The 17,058-nt window shown below is 37.4% G+C and carries 11 protein-coding genes and 3 CRISPR repeat arrays; of the genes, 10 read left to right on the top strand and 1 reads right to left on the bottom strand.

Annotated elements, in window-relative coordinates:
- Window positions 1–346: 346 nt before the first annotated feature.
- From HMPREF0873_RS04395 to purB, 7 genes are all read left to right on the top strand, one after another.
- A complete protein-coding gene (locus tag HMPREF0873_RS04395; RefSeq protein ID WP_156778339.1) occupies window positions 347–1,009 on the top strand; it encodes an amidophosphoribosyltransferase in 663 nt (220 codons plus the stop codon).
- Window position 1,010: 1 nt separating this feature from the next.
- Window positions 1,011–1,958, top strand: a complete 948-nt coding sequence (locus tag HMPREF0873_RS04400; RefSeq protein WP_232192009.1) for a DNA-processing protein DprA — start codon at window positions 1,011–1,013, stop codon at window positions 1,956–1,958.
- 26 nt (window positions 1,959–1,984) lie between these two features.
- Entirely contained in the window at window positions 1,985–2,521 is a 537-nt protein-coding gene (locus HMPREF0873_RS04405; RefSeq protein WP_008714624.1) for a hypothetical protein, read from the top strand.
- Between the two features lie 116 nt (window positions 2,522–2,637).
- Window positions 2,638–4,893: a hypothetical protein gene (locus HMPREF0873_RS04410; protein WP_008714626.1), complete on the top strand. Its 2,256-nt coding sequence runs from the start codon at window positions 2,638–2,640 to the stop codon at window positions 4,891–4,893.
- A 434-nt stretch (window positions 4,894–5,327) separates the two neighbouring features.
- Window positions 5,328–5,574: direct repeats of the CRISPR family, unit length 35 nt; unit sequence GTTGGAACAGTGCTTACCGTTTACGGTATTGAAAC.
- A gap of 332 nt (window positions 5,575–5,906) precedes the next feature.
- A CRISPR array of direct repeats spans window positions 5,907–6,943; the repeat unit is 35 nt; unit sequence GTTAAATTAAATAATCCCCTGATGGGGACGGAAAC.
- Between the two features lie 267 nt (window positions 6,944–7,210).
- On the top strand, window positions 7,211–8,206 hold the full coding sequence (cas1, locus tag HMPREF0873_RS04415; RefSeq protein WP_008714629.1) for a CRISPR-associated endonuclease Cas1: 996 nt from the start codon (window positions 7,211–7,213) through the stop codon (window positions 8,204–8,206).
- Window position 8,207: 1 nt separating this feature from the next.
- Window positions 8,208–8,483, top strand: coding sequence for a CRISPR-associated endonuclease Cas2 (gene cas2 / locus HMPREF0873_RS04420; RefSeq protein ID WP_008714631.1), 276 nt, complete (start codon window positions 8,208–8,210; stop codon window positions 8,481–8,483).
- A 317-nt stretch (window positions 8,484–8,800) separates the two neighbouring features.
- Window positions 8,801–9,456: direct repeats of the CRISPR family, unit length 18 nt; unit sequence GTTAAATTAAATAATCCC.
- A gap of 520 nt (window positions 9,457–9,976) precedes the next feature.
- A complete protein-coding gene (gene purB / locus HMPREF0873_RS04425) occupies window positions 9,977–11,320 on the top strand; it encodes an adenylosuccinate lyase (protein ID WP_008714633.1) in 1,344 nt (447 codons plus the stop codon).
- 568 nt (window positions 11,321–11,888) lie between these two features.
- On the opposite strand, the gene HMPREF0873_RS04430 is transcribed toward purB, so the two are convergent.
- Entirely contained in the window at window positions 11,889–13,307 is a 1,419-nt protein-coding gene (locus HMPREF0873_RS04430) for a sodium:solute symporter (protein ID WP_008714635.1), read from the bottom strand.
- Window positions 13,308–13,580: 273 nt separating this feature from the next.
- Here HMPREF0873_RS04430 and HMPREF0873_RS04435 point away from each other — a divergent pair, with 273 nt between their 5' ends.
- The 3 genes from HMPREF0873_RS04435 to HMPREF0873_RS04450 all read left to right on the top strand — a co-directional run bounded on the left by HMPREF0873_RS04435 (window position 13,581) and on the right by HMPREF0873_RS04450 (window position 17,048).
- Window positions 13,581–14,153, top strand: a complete 573-nt coding sequence (locus HMPREF0873_RS04435; protein WP_004698313.1) for a hypothetical protein — start codon at window positions 13,581–13,583, stop codon at window positions 14,151–14,153.
- Window positions 14,154–14,161: 8 nt separating this feature from the next.
- Complete coding sequence (locus HMPREF0873_RS04440; RefSeq protein WP_004698206.1) at window positions 14,162–14,731, top strand: hypothetical protein; 570 nt, start codon at window positions 14,162–14,164, stop codon at window positions 14,729–14,731.
- Between the two features lie 1,096 nt (window positions 14,732–15,827).
- The gene (locus HMPREF0873_RS04450) at window positions 15,828–17,048 is read left to right on the top strand and encodes a hypothetical protein (RefSeq protein WP_038125637.1); all 1,221 of its coding nucleotides are present in this window, start codon (window positions 15,828–15,830) and stop codon (window positions 17,046–17,048) included.
- Window positions 17,049–17,058: the final 10 nt, after the last annotated feature.

A 17,058-nucleotide genomic window follows, 5' to 3' on the forward strand; every position in this document is an offset into this window, starting at 1 on the left:
TTTATACCTCATACAAACTGAACTCAATTGGAGTTCAAATATAGTTACTCTCAAGTAAAGAGGTCTTAAAGGCATCTGTTATAGATGTCTTTGAGACCTCTTTTTTGGTTCCTAGTTTTTTTGATTATCTCTATTTTTGTTTAATCCGTATAATGAACACACAAGTTAAACCTGAGGGGTTGAAACATCAAGTAGCATGATAGTTCTCCTTTTAAAAATAAATTTTCTCCTCTCTACATATATAAATCTCCTTTGTTTGGAGACCGTCCTTGACGGTTTGAAATTGAGTGATGGGCACTCCACAGGTTTAACAATAATTATGTAGTTTTTATACATGGAGGTTCATATGGAACAGTTAATTAGACGTTTTACTTTATCTAGCAATGAATATTTATCTCGTGACTGTGTTGGTTATTATCGTGACTTGTATTTGCGCTTTCGTGAGCCTGGAAATCCTGATTTTCTTAATACCTTAAAAAATACATTGAACAACTATTGTCCTAGTGTCCTAAAATCTGCCCGTCAGGAAGTGTATGATAGAGTAAAAAGGGATATACCCGATATCATGAAGGCTGAAAAGCTTGAGGAGGCGGTTGTTGCCGTTGTACCTAGATCTAAAGCATTTATGTCACCTAACCAGTTGGGCTTCCGCGATGCGGTGCAAGAGTGTGTCAGAATATTACAGGCCAACGGATACTCAGGTATCACAGATGGCATCAGTTGTATTATGCGACATACAAATACGAAGACAACACATATTCATAAAAATTTGCCAGGCTTTGATAATTGTGGTAGGGAGCCCTATGTGGGGATTACAAATGACACTTGCCATATCAATGCCGATGTAGTTCGAGACAAAACGGTTATTTTAATTGATGATATTTATACAAAAACAGTGAACGTTGATGAGGATTGTATTCAGGCATTATATGATGCGGGCGCAGCTCGTGTTATATTCTATGCTGTGGCATACACCTACCGTCGTTCTTCTTATAGAAAAGGGGCATAATATGAATATTTCACCGATAGCTCTAAAAATCTGGGCCGTCCATAATACGACGAGTCGCATTACAACGAGAAAGAGCTTTCATGATAACTGGAAAACAGAGGATGAATTCCTCGCCATGATGAGCGATATTCCAAACATCGATGATGTAGTGCATGACCTATCCGTTGCGGTAGATGACATGGACTGGATGGACGGCGCGGTATGCTGCTTTGATGCGGATTTTCCAGTTATTAATGAAAGCGCCCCTAAAGGGGATCGCCCGTATCTCTTGTTTTATAAGGGTGACTTGTCTTTGTTGAGTGATTTGAATCGGAATGTGGCTGTTATTGGTTACACAACGCCGAACGAGGACATCATGGCTCGTGAAAGTAAGATTGTTGAGCAATTAGTACAGCGCGGTCAGCATATTGTGAGCGGTCTTGCAAAAGGTTGTGATGCTATTGGGCATACCGTTTGTATGGATTACGGAGGAAAAACAATTGCCATCTTGCCATCACCATTAAATGCTATTTCACCGGCAGACCATCGGGACATGGCCCATCAAATTATCGAAAAAGGTGGTCTTGTTATTTCTGAATACTACAATGGTCCCCGTAGTCGTCATGAGGCCATAAACCGTTATGTAGAGCGAGATCGGTTGCAAGCGTTATTTGCTAAGGCTGTAGTGCTCATCGCAAGCTATGAAGGCCGTGATGGAGACAGTGGATCCCGCCATGCTATGGGAAAAGCACATTCTTACGGACATCTTGCCTGTGCTATGTACGATGAAACGACAGATAGCGAAGTACTTGAGATGAAATTGAACCGTAGCCTACTTTCACAGCAAAAAGCAAAACAATTAGTGACAATTCCAAGTGAGGTAGGTGCTGCAGGGTATACATCGGTAACGGTGGATGATCTAGTAAGCCTTGTAAATCCAGCTCTAGAGGCACAGCAAAAACTATTTTGATATGTATATGACTAAAGGGGGTTCTCATGTTTCATATTGTAGATGTAGATAATACATTGGTCTTTACCGACGAATTAAATACAGCTGGCTATGTACACGCTTTGGCATGTATGGCACTAGAACCCCGTAAGGTCGTGCCACGTATTACACGTGAAATCGTACAGGAATGGTATCCACAGCTGTCAGAGTATGACTTAGTTCATATGGCTACCCTAAAACAAGCATATGTAGAAAGCCACTTAGATATGTCTCAATTGAATTCCTCTGTAGCTCGTGTGCTCAGCACATATGGCAGAGAGCGATGTGCCTTATGGACAGCGGCTAATCCTGAACGGATACGCATGTTGCTAAGACACCATATGGTCACTGATTATAGAGCAATACGCTTTAGCAATAAAACAGAGAACGATATATCCCATATGGTGCAAGATTTCTGTGTGCTCTTTGACTGTGAACCAGAGGAACTATGCTTTCACGAAGACAATCCTGAGGTTATTAATCATCTGCGGAAGCTAGGGCTGACCGTAATGGCTGTTGAAGTGAAAGCGAAAACAGTTGCATAGGGTATTAAATAGAGAAATAAGATTTAATGTAATAATTGAGCAAATAGTTGTTATATGTTAAACCGTTTAAATAAAGAGAGTTTGTTTTTATGTAGTATTATGCACAGGGAGGATTTATGAGATTTTTAACCTTAAGTACAACAGGTATATTTAATGCTATTCGACCATCGTTGTTTCCACCTATAGAAGGGAAAGAAACAACGACATTTTTACTTGCTTTGGATTATTATGTACCAGATCGATGTTTCTTAGAAGATGAACAAAAGGATGTGGAGACAGCTCGAGAAAGGTATGATTTAGAACGTAAACGTATTCGTGCTTTTGTAAAAGCACTTTGCAATGACTGGGGAAAGCCTATAGAGGAGTTGCGAACAGAAGTTATCAATTGTTTGCCAGAGTTTATTAGTCATGGTACCTATAATGGGGAACCATTATTATCTGAACCTCGTGATGGATATTATACTATTTATCCTATGTATAAAAGCTATCGAGGTAGAGATATGCTATTCCCAACACATCAATCTTCTAAAGAGGAGGCTCAGTATATATTCGATCATATGCTTAGATATTTTTTAAAGGCCTTCTTTGAACCAGATGCTTTTTTTGGTTATTTAGACGGTGCATTTCATATTGATACCCCCTTATCTGTCACAACAGTTCAACAGATTTTGGAAGATCTCGAGCGTGAAGCAGTACCCTCTCCATTGTCGGTTTCCTCAATTTCCAATACCCATACCATGGACGAACCTACGATAATTAATACAGAGTTCCTATTAATCGCTGATGCCTTTGGTGCTTACATGGTACAAGCAATGGAAGGTGATACAGAGAGTGAACAGTTAGCTGCTTTAACAGAGGATCCATTTGTCTGTGAGATGTGTTGTAGTTTACATAAGTGTTTTATGATTAACAATAGATGTTTTAGCATATCCATTTATGATGAATGTAATATTTGGGTAGATAAAATATTAGATGCTTATGCTATACATGATTATTTACAGATTCTTAACGTTTATAATGATGAGTTTCCATCCTATGACGATGGGGTAATCGGCTATGAGAAACAATATCTTGTAGGACCTTTACTTGATAACCTTGTAAAAGAACTCACACGAGAGAAACTGTTAGTTCAGTTATCTCCTCAAAATGAGCAGCGTAAGGACTATCTTAACTTTATACTCACCTATGATGAGGCAGTGCAGTCTATTTTTGAGGAAATATGTGAAAAAAAGATAGATGGACGAGACATTTATAAGCAGCAAGACTTAGCAACTGTACTAACTCTAGACGTTCGCCTGTGCTGTACATTTTATTGTATGATTGATGCATGTCGACATGCTTTTAATAGACACATGTATGCTGATATTTTACCGATTGTAGACAAGTTAGATGTGCAACTTGCAAAGGTACAAATTTCTGCGACAGATACTTGGCAAGTTGAATATTTGGTGAAAGTATCTCGCATATCTCAGTGGTATCGAGCACTAGCCTATGCTTGTTTAGGAGATGAAAGAATAGAGGCAATACTACAAGATTTAATGGTTATGCAACAGCAAGATCCAGTTTTGTATAAAGAACATATAGATTCTATTTTTGAGAATTTAGACGATCCAGAACATGCTTTTAATACAGAACATTTACGCTATGCATTGCTACATTATTACATAGAAACCAATAATCAACTTGGCTATGAATGTTATATTAAAGAATTATATCCACCAATATTGGGAATAGATTCAGACTATAAAGTACAAAAGAATATACTGTTATACGGTGAAGATGGTAAGTACTGTGAAAATTATTCTAATAGAGATTTCTATTTATGGCTAAGAGCATTGTGGACGTTCTATTTATCTGATATTGATAAAGAATTCTGGAATGAATTGGCAGAACAATGGGAAAAACAGGACTACATACCTATTTTTTATGGCATAAATGACTATGAGCTATGTGTTAACTATATGATTAAGCTAGCTGTTCATTTTGGAGATATGCAACGAGCCGAGAAATATAAAAAAGAATTTGATATGGCTCTTCCTAATAAGAAAGAACCTATGGAGGATGCACCTAGTGGATATACATGGCCTTTCTTCGATTGCTATATAATAGCTCAAGTTAATGAAACGTTAGGAAATATAGAAATAGCAAAAGAAAACTATCACAAAGCCCTTTCCATGGCTACTTTCGGTGAAGCACGCTGGGAACAATACGAAGAACAACATGGTGGCATATGGAAGACCTACAAAGATTTTGGCTATAGTGGGCCAGATCTGAAATTTGAAGATTGGATTAAAGATAGTACCGTGACCTATAAAACGATAGAAGAATACAAAAAAGCATTAGATAAGTATGTATTTTATATGTATAAGTAGAGACTATATAGAAAAATTTATATACCTATTTTTATAAAGATTTCCATACAAAATTTTATTTATAGATTGAGGTTATGAGCCTAAAACATAACTATATAGTTATGATCTTTATGCCTTAAAGAATAAAAGAACTCGCCTAACAAAACGTTAGGAGGGTTCTTTTGTTTAAACTATTTATTGAAAAAAATTAACTATCAAAATTTTATTAATAGTATTTCCTTAAAATATAATGAAAAGAAAATGAATTAAATATTGACGTAAAATATGAAAAACCTTATAATTACTATAACCTTAGAAAAATCATTTACCACCAGTATTTACCTATGCTCATCGGCATTTTTAATCCCATGGGAGTCTAATCTGACCGTTTACGGTGTGAGGTTTGCTAAAACCTATTTTTAAGCCCCATGAATACTGGCCTTCTGAGGTATGCTGTTGGAACAGTGCTTACCGTTTACGGTATTGAAACTTCTCGTCAGCTTCAAGTTGGAGACAGAGTTGCAGTTGGAACAGTGCTTACCGTTTACGGTATTGAAACTGGATTTTCCATGTAACGGTTGAGAACCTACTTTGATTGTTGGAACAGTGCTTACCGTTTACGGTATTGAAACCGCATCTTCGGCATTTTTAAAATTACCGACGACCAGTTGGAACAGTGCTTACCGTTTACGGTATTGAAACGGAATATTAACTTGATTTCTTTAATCTGACATATTTTACCTATTACAATAGCACTTACTATTTAGAGTATGTACGATATATTAATAGAATCATTAGCGTTAGTATGGTATCTTGATAGATCTATTGTATTAGAGCTAATGGTTCTATTTCTTTTGTTTGTGATATAATGTAGGTAGTTTTGATCCTTGCAAAAACAAATCTGCGCCGTTGTGATAGTGGTGCGGTTTAACGATGTTATTTTAACTTGCTAAAGTGCTTTTTGAGATTAATTTGTAATCTCCGCCGTTTTTTGCATTTTGGAACCAGTAAATATCTGTTGTTTCAAAGACAGGGTTAAATTAAATAATCCCCTGATGGGGACGGAAACGGTTTGCCGATAAAGGGAGAACGGACGCATGCTGTTTTTTTAAGTTAAATTAAATAATCCCCTGATGGGGACGGAAACAAATCATCTTCTTTGATATTATTATCAAACATGACTACATCAAGTTAAATTAAATAATCCCCTGATGGGGACGGAAACTGGCTTGCAGCAATTCTCGATTGATAAAGATTTTCATTTCAAGTTAAATTAAATAATCCCCTGATGGGGACGGAAACGTTTTAGATTTATTCCACTCAACGGGTACTGTAACAGTTAGTAGTTAAATTAAATAATCCCCTGATGGGGACGGAAACCTTGCATAATACGCATAAGCATAGCATTCTGTGCTTTCATTTGTTAAATTAAATAATCCCCTGATGGGGACGGAAACATTGATATCAAAATATTGTATGAATGCTCTAATTACGAAGAGTTAAATTAAATAATCCCCTGATGGGGACGGAAACAATAAAACACCAAGATTCATATTATCGTTTAGCTCCTCTAAAGTTAAATTAAATAATCCCCTGATGGGGACGGAAACTATCCACCTTTTTCTAAAGTATTGATAGCCTCAGCCATAGAACGTTAAATTAAATAATCCCCTGATGGGGACGGAAACTCGACCTTTTGTTGAGCTGCAATCTTTGTTTCTACAGATGCAGGTTAAATTAAATAATCCCCTGATGGGGACGGAAACCTATATCCCTCGTATCTAGTATAATCTACGCGTGGGCGTAGATCGTTAAATTAAATAATCCCCTGATGGGGACGGAAACAATAGCACCACTTGTCGCAATACGGAAATGGAATACACGGTTAAATAAAATAATCCCCATTAGGGGACGGAAACTCTTTCGTAAATACAAGATTATTCATAATTTGTTGGCGCATCGGTTAAATAAGATAATCCCTATTAGGAGACGGAAACCCGCCACCACGAATACCCTTAGTGTTCGCCAACGGTACAAGTTAAAAAGATAATCCCCACTAGGAGTCGGTTTTTATCTCAAAAACTCATATGAGTACAAAAATATAACCAGTATATTCTTTTTAGTGAATATACTGGTTTTTTGTATAAATCTGGTAGTTTTCTATTGGATTAAATTGGAAATGAATATATAATGAAAAAAGAGAGCTTTAATTCTTAGTAGTGTTTGGCGGCGATGTGAAGGCTAAGACATTTGTACTACTGTAGAAATTTAATCGTTATCATCTTTAGACCTAAATTGATTCCTTAGCATATTCATTTGTATAAAAGGAGGCGACTATATGTCATCCTTATATGTTACAGAAGCAGGATCGTTTATCAAGCGTGACGGTGGTCATGTTGTAGTTGGTCGTAATAATGAAGTATTGTTTGAGGTCCCTTTAGAGCGAATCGAAGATATTACTGTTTTTGACTCAGTATCTATAACAAGCTCATTGGTAACTGACTTTATTGAACGTGGCGTACCGATTACATGGCTATCTGGTTATGGCAAGTATTTTGGTACTATAATCAATACGAATACTATTGACATTAACAAACATAAGAAGCAATTTGATCTGTTAGATGATAATGCATTTAGAGTGGCTATGTCACGTAAAATTATTCGGGCAAAGGTGCGTAATCAGCTGACTATTCTTCGCCGCTACGCACGTAATTTGGAAGAGGATATCAATATAGATGTACAGATTGCGAATATTAAATCTGTACGTAGTCATATTGGTGAATGTATGCGTGTATCTGAACTCATGGGGTATGAAGGGCTGATAAGTCGTCTTTATTTTGAAGCACTCGGTAAAATTGTGCCATCTGCCTTTGCTTTTACAAAACGTACAAAACAACCGCCTCGAGATCCGTTTAATGCCATGCTCGGATTAGGTTACAGCATGCTGTTTAATGAAATCTTAGCTGGTGTTATTAATGCAGGTCTCCATCCATTCGTAGGAGTCATGCATAGCCTAGCTAAAGGTCATCCAGCCCTCGCATCTGACTTAATTGAAGAATGGCGGGCGCCAATTATAGATTCTATGGTGCTATCTATGGTGAGCCGTAATATGGTAGATTTATCCGAATTTGATAATTCTGATAAAGGTTGCTACCTGACAGCAGAGGGGCGTAAGGCATTTCTAATGGCCTATAATAAGAAAATTCGTTCTGAAAATCAATATATTGATGATCGTAAAAGCTATCGTGAATCTATCTATAAACAGTGCAAGCAATTTGCTAGTGCAATTATACACGAAGATGTAGATTTGTATACGCCATTGGAGATTCACTGATATGAAAAAGTTTATCGTCCTAGTTATCTATGATGTGGTGGATAATAAAACGCGTAACCGTCTTGTTAAATGCCTGGAGCGTTATGGCGTTCGTGTCCAAAAGTCTGCGTTTGAAGCATTGCTTAATAGGAAACAATATGATGCTATGATGCGGCGAGCTAGTAAGATGATTAATCCTATAGAGGACTCCTTACGAGTCTATGTCCTTGATGACATTATAAATATCTATACTTGGGGTATTGGAGAACGTAAGGAACAAGACTGTATCGTACTTTAAATATAAATAGTTACTCTCGATTAATACTGTTACGATGTAGAGGTGTAATTAATAATAATAGAATCATTAATATTGGTAAAAGTATTTCAGAGCTTGATGTTTTGTATTGATGATTCTATTATTGTATTATCTATTTTCTTATATGATATAATGGGTCTAGAATTTAACTCCTGAGAAATTAAATCTGCGCCGTTGTGATAGTGGTGCGGTTTAACGATGTTATTTTAACTTGCTAAAGTGCTTTTTGAGATTAATTTGTAATCTCCGCCGTTTTTTGCATTTTGGAACCAGTAAATATCTGTTGTTTCAAAGACAGGGTTAAATTAAATAATCCCCTGATGGGGACGGAAACTCTATTACAAAAGATCTAATTGCTACATTCAAAGCATTAGAGTTAAATTAAATAATCCCCTAATGGGGACGGAAACGTATAGTCTTCTAAAATTATATCGTCAATTGAGAAATCATAGAGTTAAATTAAATAATCCCCTAATGGGGACGGAAACACCAAAATATCTTTTAACCATTCGTTTATTTTGCATCGAAGAGTTAAATTAAATAATCCCCTAATGGGGACGGAAACAGAATAGCAATAACTGCAACTATGTTTTTTACATTTATTAAAGTTAAATTAAATGATCCCCTGATGGGGACGGAAACTCAGCTGCAGTCTTGGGAATCATAAAGTGCATTCCGTTTACATGTTAAATTAAATAATCCCCATTAGGGGACGGAAACATGGATCCAATAATCCATATGGACGCCGCCCATTTTAAAGCAGGTTAAATTAAATAATCCCCTGATGGGGACGGAAACTTCCATGGATTATAAGTGTATACATGAGCCGTACCATCTGTATGTTAAATTAAATAATCCTCATTAGGGGTCGGAAACGAATTGGCTTGTAGCATTTTATTAGTGATGATGTTATTGTCAAAGTTAAATTAAATAACCCCTTTTAGGGGACCGAAAGGCACTACCTTATTATTGTAGGTAGTGCCTTATGTATAATCTAAGGGTTTAATTGTTTTGTATTATAAATACTTAAGGTTTTGTTACTTTCTCTCTTAAAATGAGGGGTGGATTATTGAAATAAAATAAGTGATATTTATAATATATTAAGTAATTATATTTATTATTTAGTGTGTATAAGATTGGGGAGCTTTCAAAGGATAAATATCATTTGCTATTTCCTAAGATTTCATTATTTTCGAGATGTGCTCGACGTTACGACTCGTCTGATTATTTTTTAATATGATAGAGATAAAGGTATATCATCAAATTAAGATGAATATGTACAATTGTATTAGATTAGTATTCTTGAACGGATTTATTTTTGAGTACTGACAATTAAATTTAATAATAAGATGTATAATAAAGTATAGTGATTCAAGCAACATAATTTGCATTAGGTATACTCTTGGCAAACCGCATATGTGAATGTGTATGGTGTGCAATTCAATGATGTAGTTGGAGAATAGGAGGGGCATATTATGGCAAGCACAGTAATCGATAGTAAAGTGTTTGGTGCATTATTTAGTACTGATGAAATGAGACGTGTATTTAGCGATCTAAATCTTGTACAGAAATGGTTAGATACCGAGGCAGCTCTTGCACAGGCACAAGGTGAGCTCGGTGTCATTCCTAAAACTCAAGCTGAAGATATCGTTAAATATGCTGATGCTAAGGCTCTTAATATTGATGAGATTGGCGAGTTCTACAAATCCTCTATTACCATTGTTCCTTTGTTGAGAGCTTTCAAAGAAATCCTGCCAGATAATGCAGGCGAATATGTCCATTGGGGAGCCACAAGCCAAGATATTGTCGATACAGGTCTTATCTTGCAAGAGAAAGAGGCATACCAAATTATCTTACGAGATATGAAAGTGTGCCAACAACATGTACTCAATCTTGTAAAAAAATATAAAGATACCATTATGTGTGGTCGTACTCATGTTATTCATGCGTTGCCGATTACATTAGGTTATAAAGTAGCTGTATGGGCCGATGAATTGGGGCGCGATATTCAACGGTTAGAAGAGATTGAAAAACGTGTATTTGTGGGGCAAATGTCTGGTGCGGTTGGTACATTAGCATCACAACCTAAAAAAGGCTTAGAAACACAACAACGCATGATGGAAATTTTGGGGCTCGGTCAACCGACCATCTCCTGGCATGTTGCTCGTGATAGCCAAGCAGAGTTTGCTAGTACACTAGCTTTATGTGCCGGTACATTAGGCCGCATCGCTCATGAGATTTTAAGCTTACAACGTACAGAAATTCTTGAGTTAGAAGAACCGTTCTTTATGGGTAAAGTTGGTTCCTCTACTATGCCACATAAACGTAATCCTCAAGTATTAGAAAACATTATCGCCGTCTGCCGTAGCGTACGTACCATTGCACCTGGTATTACGGAAGCCATGATCTGTGAAAATGAACGCGATTGGGGATGCTTATTAACAGAATGGGAATCCATCCCAAGAGCCTGTGAATTATTGGCTGCTGCTTTAGAAAAATCTAAAGACGTATTAGAAAATCTTATTGTATATCCAAAACATATGGAACAAAACCTATACAAACTACGTGGCTTGATGATGAGCGAATGTATCATGATGCATTTGGCACCTCGTTTGGGCCGTATGACAGCACACTCTATCGTATACCGTACCTGTATGAAAGCCTATGAAGAAGAAGCACAAATGAAAGATGCCTTGATGGCTGAACCAGAGGTTACGGAAGCTTTTACAGAAACAGAAATCGACTATATGCTAGACCCTCATAACTACCTTGGTCTAGCCGTTCAATTTGCAGATCGAGTACTACAAAAATATAAATAAATCACTATCCTATGAATACTAAAAAGCCCGTCCTAAGACGGGCTTTCCTTATATATTTATCTGTATATTTCTATTATTCGTTCCTTATTGTATCGTATATCAGTTCGCTCTATAATAGGTTTAGGATAGTTAGACGAGGTTGGGCCTCTCTTCGTCATCGAAGGGAGGGATAAGCCTATGAGTGATTATGAAATAATCATGCTCTTATTACAGGTAATAACGGTTGTTATTGCCTTTGGGGCATTAATAGCGCTTATTTGTCTCACAAAAGACAAATAGCCCTCCGTTGCCTAGTGTAACTAGATAACTGAAAGGCCATTTCTCAAAATCTTATATTTTCCGAGATGAGCCTGACGTAGCTACTCGTCTGACTATCTTCTTATATTATAGTAAGGTTATTATATATCGTCAAATTATGATGAACACGTGTATGGCATACAGTTTGATGAGGGTATTGTAAAATGAGAAAACTCCTATTGACTTTCACCGATAGGAGTTTTTGGTTTTATAATTGTAATTTTATAGCACTTTTAGGACTATTATTAAGACACAGATTATAACAAATTGATTATATTTCTTTTACATCATCAGGTATAGCCGGTGGAGCCGGTGGTTTACCCATGAATCTTTCAATAAATACCACAGCGACAAAGACGATGAGGCTGACGATGGAACCAAAGATGATGGACATAATGCCATATGGGTTGCCAACGAATTCCCAGTACACGCCTGCGATGGAGCCGAGCACGATGGACCAAATGCCAGCGCCAGCTGTTGCATTTTTCCACGTGAGACCAAGTAGGAATGCGGCGAATGGGCCAGCGGATCTCATTGTGAAAGCAAATACGAGCATCGGAATGATGGCTTTGCTTACGAGGGAGATTATGATAGCGATGATGCCGAGGAATAGCACACATAGACGGCTATATCTAGTGAGCTGAGCATCGGTGAGGCTTTTACCAAAATGATGTTCCACAATATCCTTAGTAAATACAGTTGCGGCGCCTAAGAGGTCGCCTGCGCCTGATGAAAGCGTTGCCGATACGACAGCGGCCATAACAAAGCCTGCCATTACTGGAGGCATGAGGTTGAGTGCTACCGTTGCCACTGCATTGTTGGCTTCAATTCCGGGGAATTCAGCTAATGCTACAAGGCCTAATACGGCAGGAACAAAGGCGAATAGAGCCATAATAATCCCGCAAATGATAGAACCGAGAACGGCCGTTCTTTCATTTTTCGCTGCGAAGTACCGTTGAACTGACTCTTGCCCAGTGGAGAATGTCATGAAGTACATGATGACAAGGCCGATGATGGTTTTCCAACCCCCCTTTGTAAAGCCTAGCTGTTCAGGTGGCAATTTTGTCACTACCGATTCCCAGCCACCTACATTGTGCAACACAAACGGCACCGCGAGGGAGAAGCCCCCAACGAGAACGAAGAAATGGATAACGTCTGTCATCGTTACGCTCCACATACCGCCGGACATGGTGTAAATTACGAGTACCGCACCGCAGATGAGGATGGCGAGCTCTGTTGAAAGTCCGGTGAGAACGCTAATAATGGTTGCAGTTGCTGTAATCTGTACGCCTGCTAGTGTAATTGTTGCCAGCATGGACAGAATGGAAGTAATGAGATGACTGGACGCGCCGAAGCGACGGCCGATGATCTCCGGTACAGTTGTTGCCATGGCACGCCGTAAAAGCGGTGCGATGAAAGCAACGAGAATAACACCAATCCCTGCAGATACGACGTACCAACCTGCAGATAAGCCCCACGAACCATACGCTTTCGCTGCTACACCTACGGTGCTCCCACCACCGATTTCTGTAGCCGCTAATGTGCCTGCCGTCATAAGAACCCCAATACGACGACCTGCGAGTAGATAGTCAGTACTATCTTTTACACGAATATGACAATACACGCCGACTAATAAATTCAGTAATAAATAGGCGCAAACAATAACCCAAATAATAGTCAGAGAATCCATATGACACCTCCAAAAATTTACACTATCTAGAGATTCATACTAAATCACCCTTACTACTTGCGGTGCATATATCAAGTATAGTTTAATTATCCATAAAAACTGGGGAAAATACAAAGAGGAGTTTCTTGGAACGTTGGAGAATGTATATATATTAGGAACTAAAATATAAAATTATTAATCATAGGCACAGCCTTGTTTGCATAGTATACTTATGTTAATAAGACTGTGCTTATTTTATTAAGAGACAAGATTCATTTTTTGAGAGAGGTTTTTATGATTCAACGTATTTTGATGCTAGCTCTTGTGTTGCTGGCTTTCACCATGCCTACAGAGGCAATTACTTATCAGGAATTGAAAACGTCGCCACAGTTTAAGCTTGTTTATTCTCAGTCGATTAATGGGCCCATAGAGAGTGGTGGCTTGTATATCTATTTAAACACTTATTCGATTGAGGCCCTACGCTATGCACCGCCACAGTATTCCTTGCGCGGGACTTACTATATTGTGATGGATACGTCTTATCAATCTATCATCAATGAGAGACAGCTCACCGTGGATTATGATACTAACTATTCGTTAGCGACACTTATTCATTCGTCTCGTATCATGAATCCGAGCCCGTCTATGCTGGCTTTGATTGAGGCTAGTGAAAGTAAGTCTGGTTTAGCTATGACAGGGGTAGATGTAGCGAGATATACATTTGATGGGGCGACAAAGCCAATGCATTATGTAAACGATACGCGTAAGGTCCCACTTAACCGTAATAATACTATTATATATGATATAGCGGATGCTATGTTTGTATCTGTATATCAGCAGCATTTTGATGATATTGTGGCCCAATGAGGTGGATGATGAAACGCATATATTTACTTTCACTATGGTTACTAAGCTGCCTCGTGTTGCCAATGCAAATCCAAGCCGTATCACAAGCTGACTTATTAAACGCAGAACGATTTGAACACATCGATTCGAGTGCTGACTCTGGAAGAGGAGATGGAAAATATTTGGATCTTTCATCTGTTAAGTCTGTAACGGCGCCGAATGGCCATCGTCGTATTGAAGCCGTCATTTATGTTTCCATGCCTGCTGCGAATATGATTCAAGGACTTTCAGTACAATACGATTACCAAATGGATCGTTCTTTGCGCCATTTGATTAATGATCATGATAGAAGTTTAAAACAAGGTGATAAGACCCCATATATCTCTATTTGGCGTGCAAAGCAAGGAAGTTCAGGAATTACAGGGACCGTTAATGATGGCGGTACCTATTACAATAATGGACAAATTCGCCAACAACGTATATATGCAGAAAATCTAAAAGCTATGATTCTACCTGCTGAATTTGGTGATGAAAAATATAAATTGCCTAATTTGATCTATAAAAAGATCTTTGGACTATCTTATGATGATGAGTTGTAATATTTATGTATGGCACTAGAGTGGTTAAAACAGTGAATAAACATAGATTAAAGATAAAACTTGTTTTTGGACTCCTAATAAAGCTTGTGCTTTTACTTATTTGGGGAATCTCTATTTGGGCTTTCTATACATTGCTCTATGATCGATATGTATTAGAAGCATATCCATTAAGGGATTATTTGCCAGTATTGATATTTACCTTCGGGAATATTTGGGTTTTACCGTGGCTTATTTTGTGGCATGAGAAACTATATCCAGCGTTTGATAAACCAAAAATTTATTATAGAGTGAAAGCTTGGTACTTTTCTTTGAAAGACCAATCTTTAGTGGGGACATTTATCTTTTATAGTATAGATTTTGTTATAAAGCTAGGGATATTAATGTATGGCACTATTATTGTTTTAGCTATTGTTATTTTTGTGTTTCTTACCTGGCTCCGATTCTGATTATTATTGGACTGATATTTCATTAGCTTTTGAAAGCTCCTAAATACGCATATTAGATTTCTGATATATTTTTAACTTATTTACATAATGTAAAAGCCAAGCTATTCATAGTTAGGAATAACTTGGCTTTTATTAGTTTATTCGTATATTTATATAATATAATGCTTATTGTATCGCATATTAGTTCGTTCTATAATAGACTTAGGATAGTTAGGCGAGGTTGGGCCTCTCTTCGTTTTTGAAGGGAGGGTTGCTTATGAGTGGTTATAAAATCATTATGATTATCCTTGGGATTTTATCAGTCATGATATCCTTTGGAGCACTTGTGGCGCTTATTTGTCTAGAAATAGCAAAATAGCCCTTCGTTTCTTCGAAAATTAGATAAAACGAAAAGGCCATTTCTACATGTTATTTGTTTGTGAGATGAGCCTGACGTCACTACTCGTCTGACTATCTACTTATATTATAGGGATAAAGGGATATATCGTCAAATGGAGATAAACCTTATATATACCAATTATAGATATATCATACATATACTAAATTATAAAATTATTAATAATAGGCACAGCCTTGTTTACATAGTATACTTATGCTAATAAGGTTGTGCTTATTTATGTTGTAATGTGAGAGAAAAAAGAGAGGGTTTTATGTTACGTAAAAGTTTGATTATCATGGCTGTACTAGCTGCTTTCACCATGAATGTAAGCGCTGTACAGATAGAAGTGCCAGCAGGACAGCCACCTATACCAGGGGCAGATGCGAATATCCCTGCCAATGCCTATGAAAACTATCGGGCCGGTAGCTTGAGCAATGTAGGAGCTAGTGATGTTATAAAATTACATTCTGAATCTAAAAAACGCATGGACATGTATGTAACTGACTGGGGACTAACACGAGATGAAGTCAATCAGATAGCAAGCGATTCGGAGAAGTTGATGGACTTACTTGTTAATGAGTCTGCAGTTGTGTTGTTGCATGATGAGCGTAATAACATTCGGGCATCTGTTCCTGGACTACTATTAGCAAGTAAGTATTACCCAAAACGCAGTGATGGTGAACGTTTATCTATTGTAAGAGAGAATTCCATATTTTTTGCGATTGGTACAAAACAGAATTATGATGATGCATTAGGCAAATTAAAATCAGAGCGAAAAGGGGAGTTTACATATCCGGGTATCACACATGGTAAATGGGCTATTGAAACTGAGTCTTTCGGTGAGAATACGCCTGCTATGGTTGCTGTAGTTGGTTTATTTAATCAACCGAATCAAGAATATATGGTAGGTCTTAGCTACAAAAATCAGCCTGTTACCGGCAAGCTCGAGCACGTTATGAGTAATTATGTAATTCCGTCGATTCGATCGTTAGATGACATGGATCATTATAGTGAAAGTATTCAATGGGATAATTTCACATATCGTATTCCTAAAGGGCTCAAACTAATAGCACAGAAATCGTTAAAGGACTCTGCCGAAATGAGAGACTATCGTGGATCAGGTATCCGACTTATTGTAGCTAAGAAACCTGTAAAAGTAGATGATAAATATATCTATTCATTTATTGACGAGATTTCGGAAATAAAGCCAGAAAGTCAAATCATAGGTGATGCACCTATTCAATCAGCATCTGTTTGGAATAATGGCGTTCCTAGTCTTTTAGTAGATAACTATCAACCAGGAAAAACGTCTTTAATGCATCGATTCTTACGTGATGACAAGAATGTATATATAATGAGCTTAGTTTATATTGATGGGGCTACGCCATATTCTCATATTCAGCTGCGTAATACGGTAGAATATTCTGATTTTGCAAATGTTGAGACACTGCGGAATAAAGTAATCCGTATGCAAAGTAAAGATAAAATGTAATTCAGTTGTT

The sequence above is a fragment of the Veillonella sp. 3_1_44 genome, assembly GCF_000163715.1.
Taxonomy (GTDB): Bacteria; Bacillota; Negativicutes; order Veillonellales; family Veillonellaceae; genus Veillonella; species Veillonella parvula_A.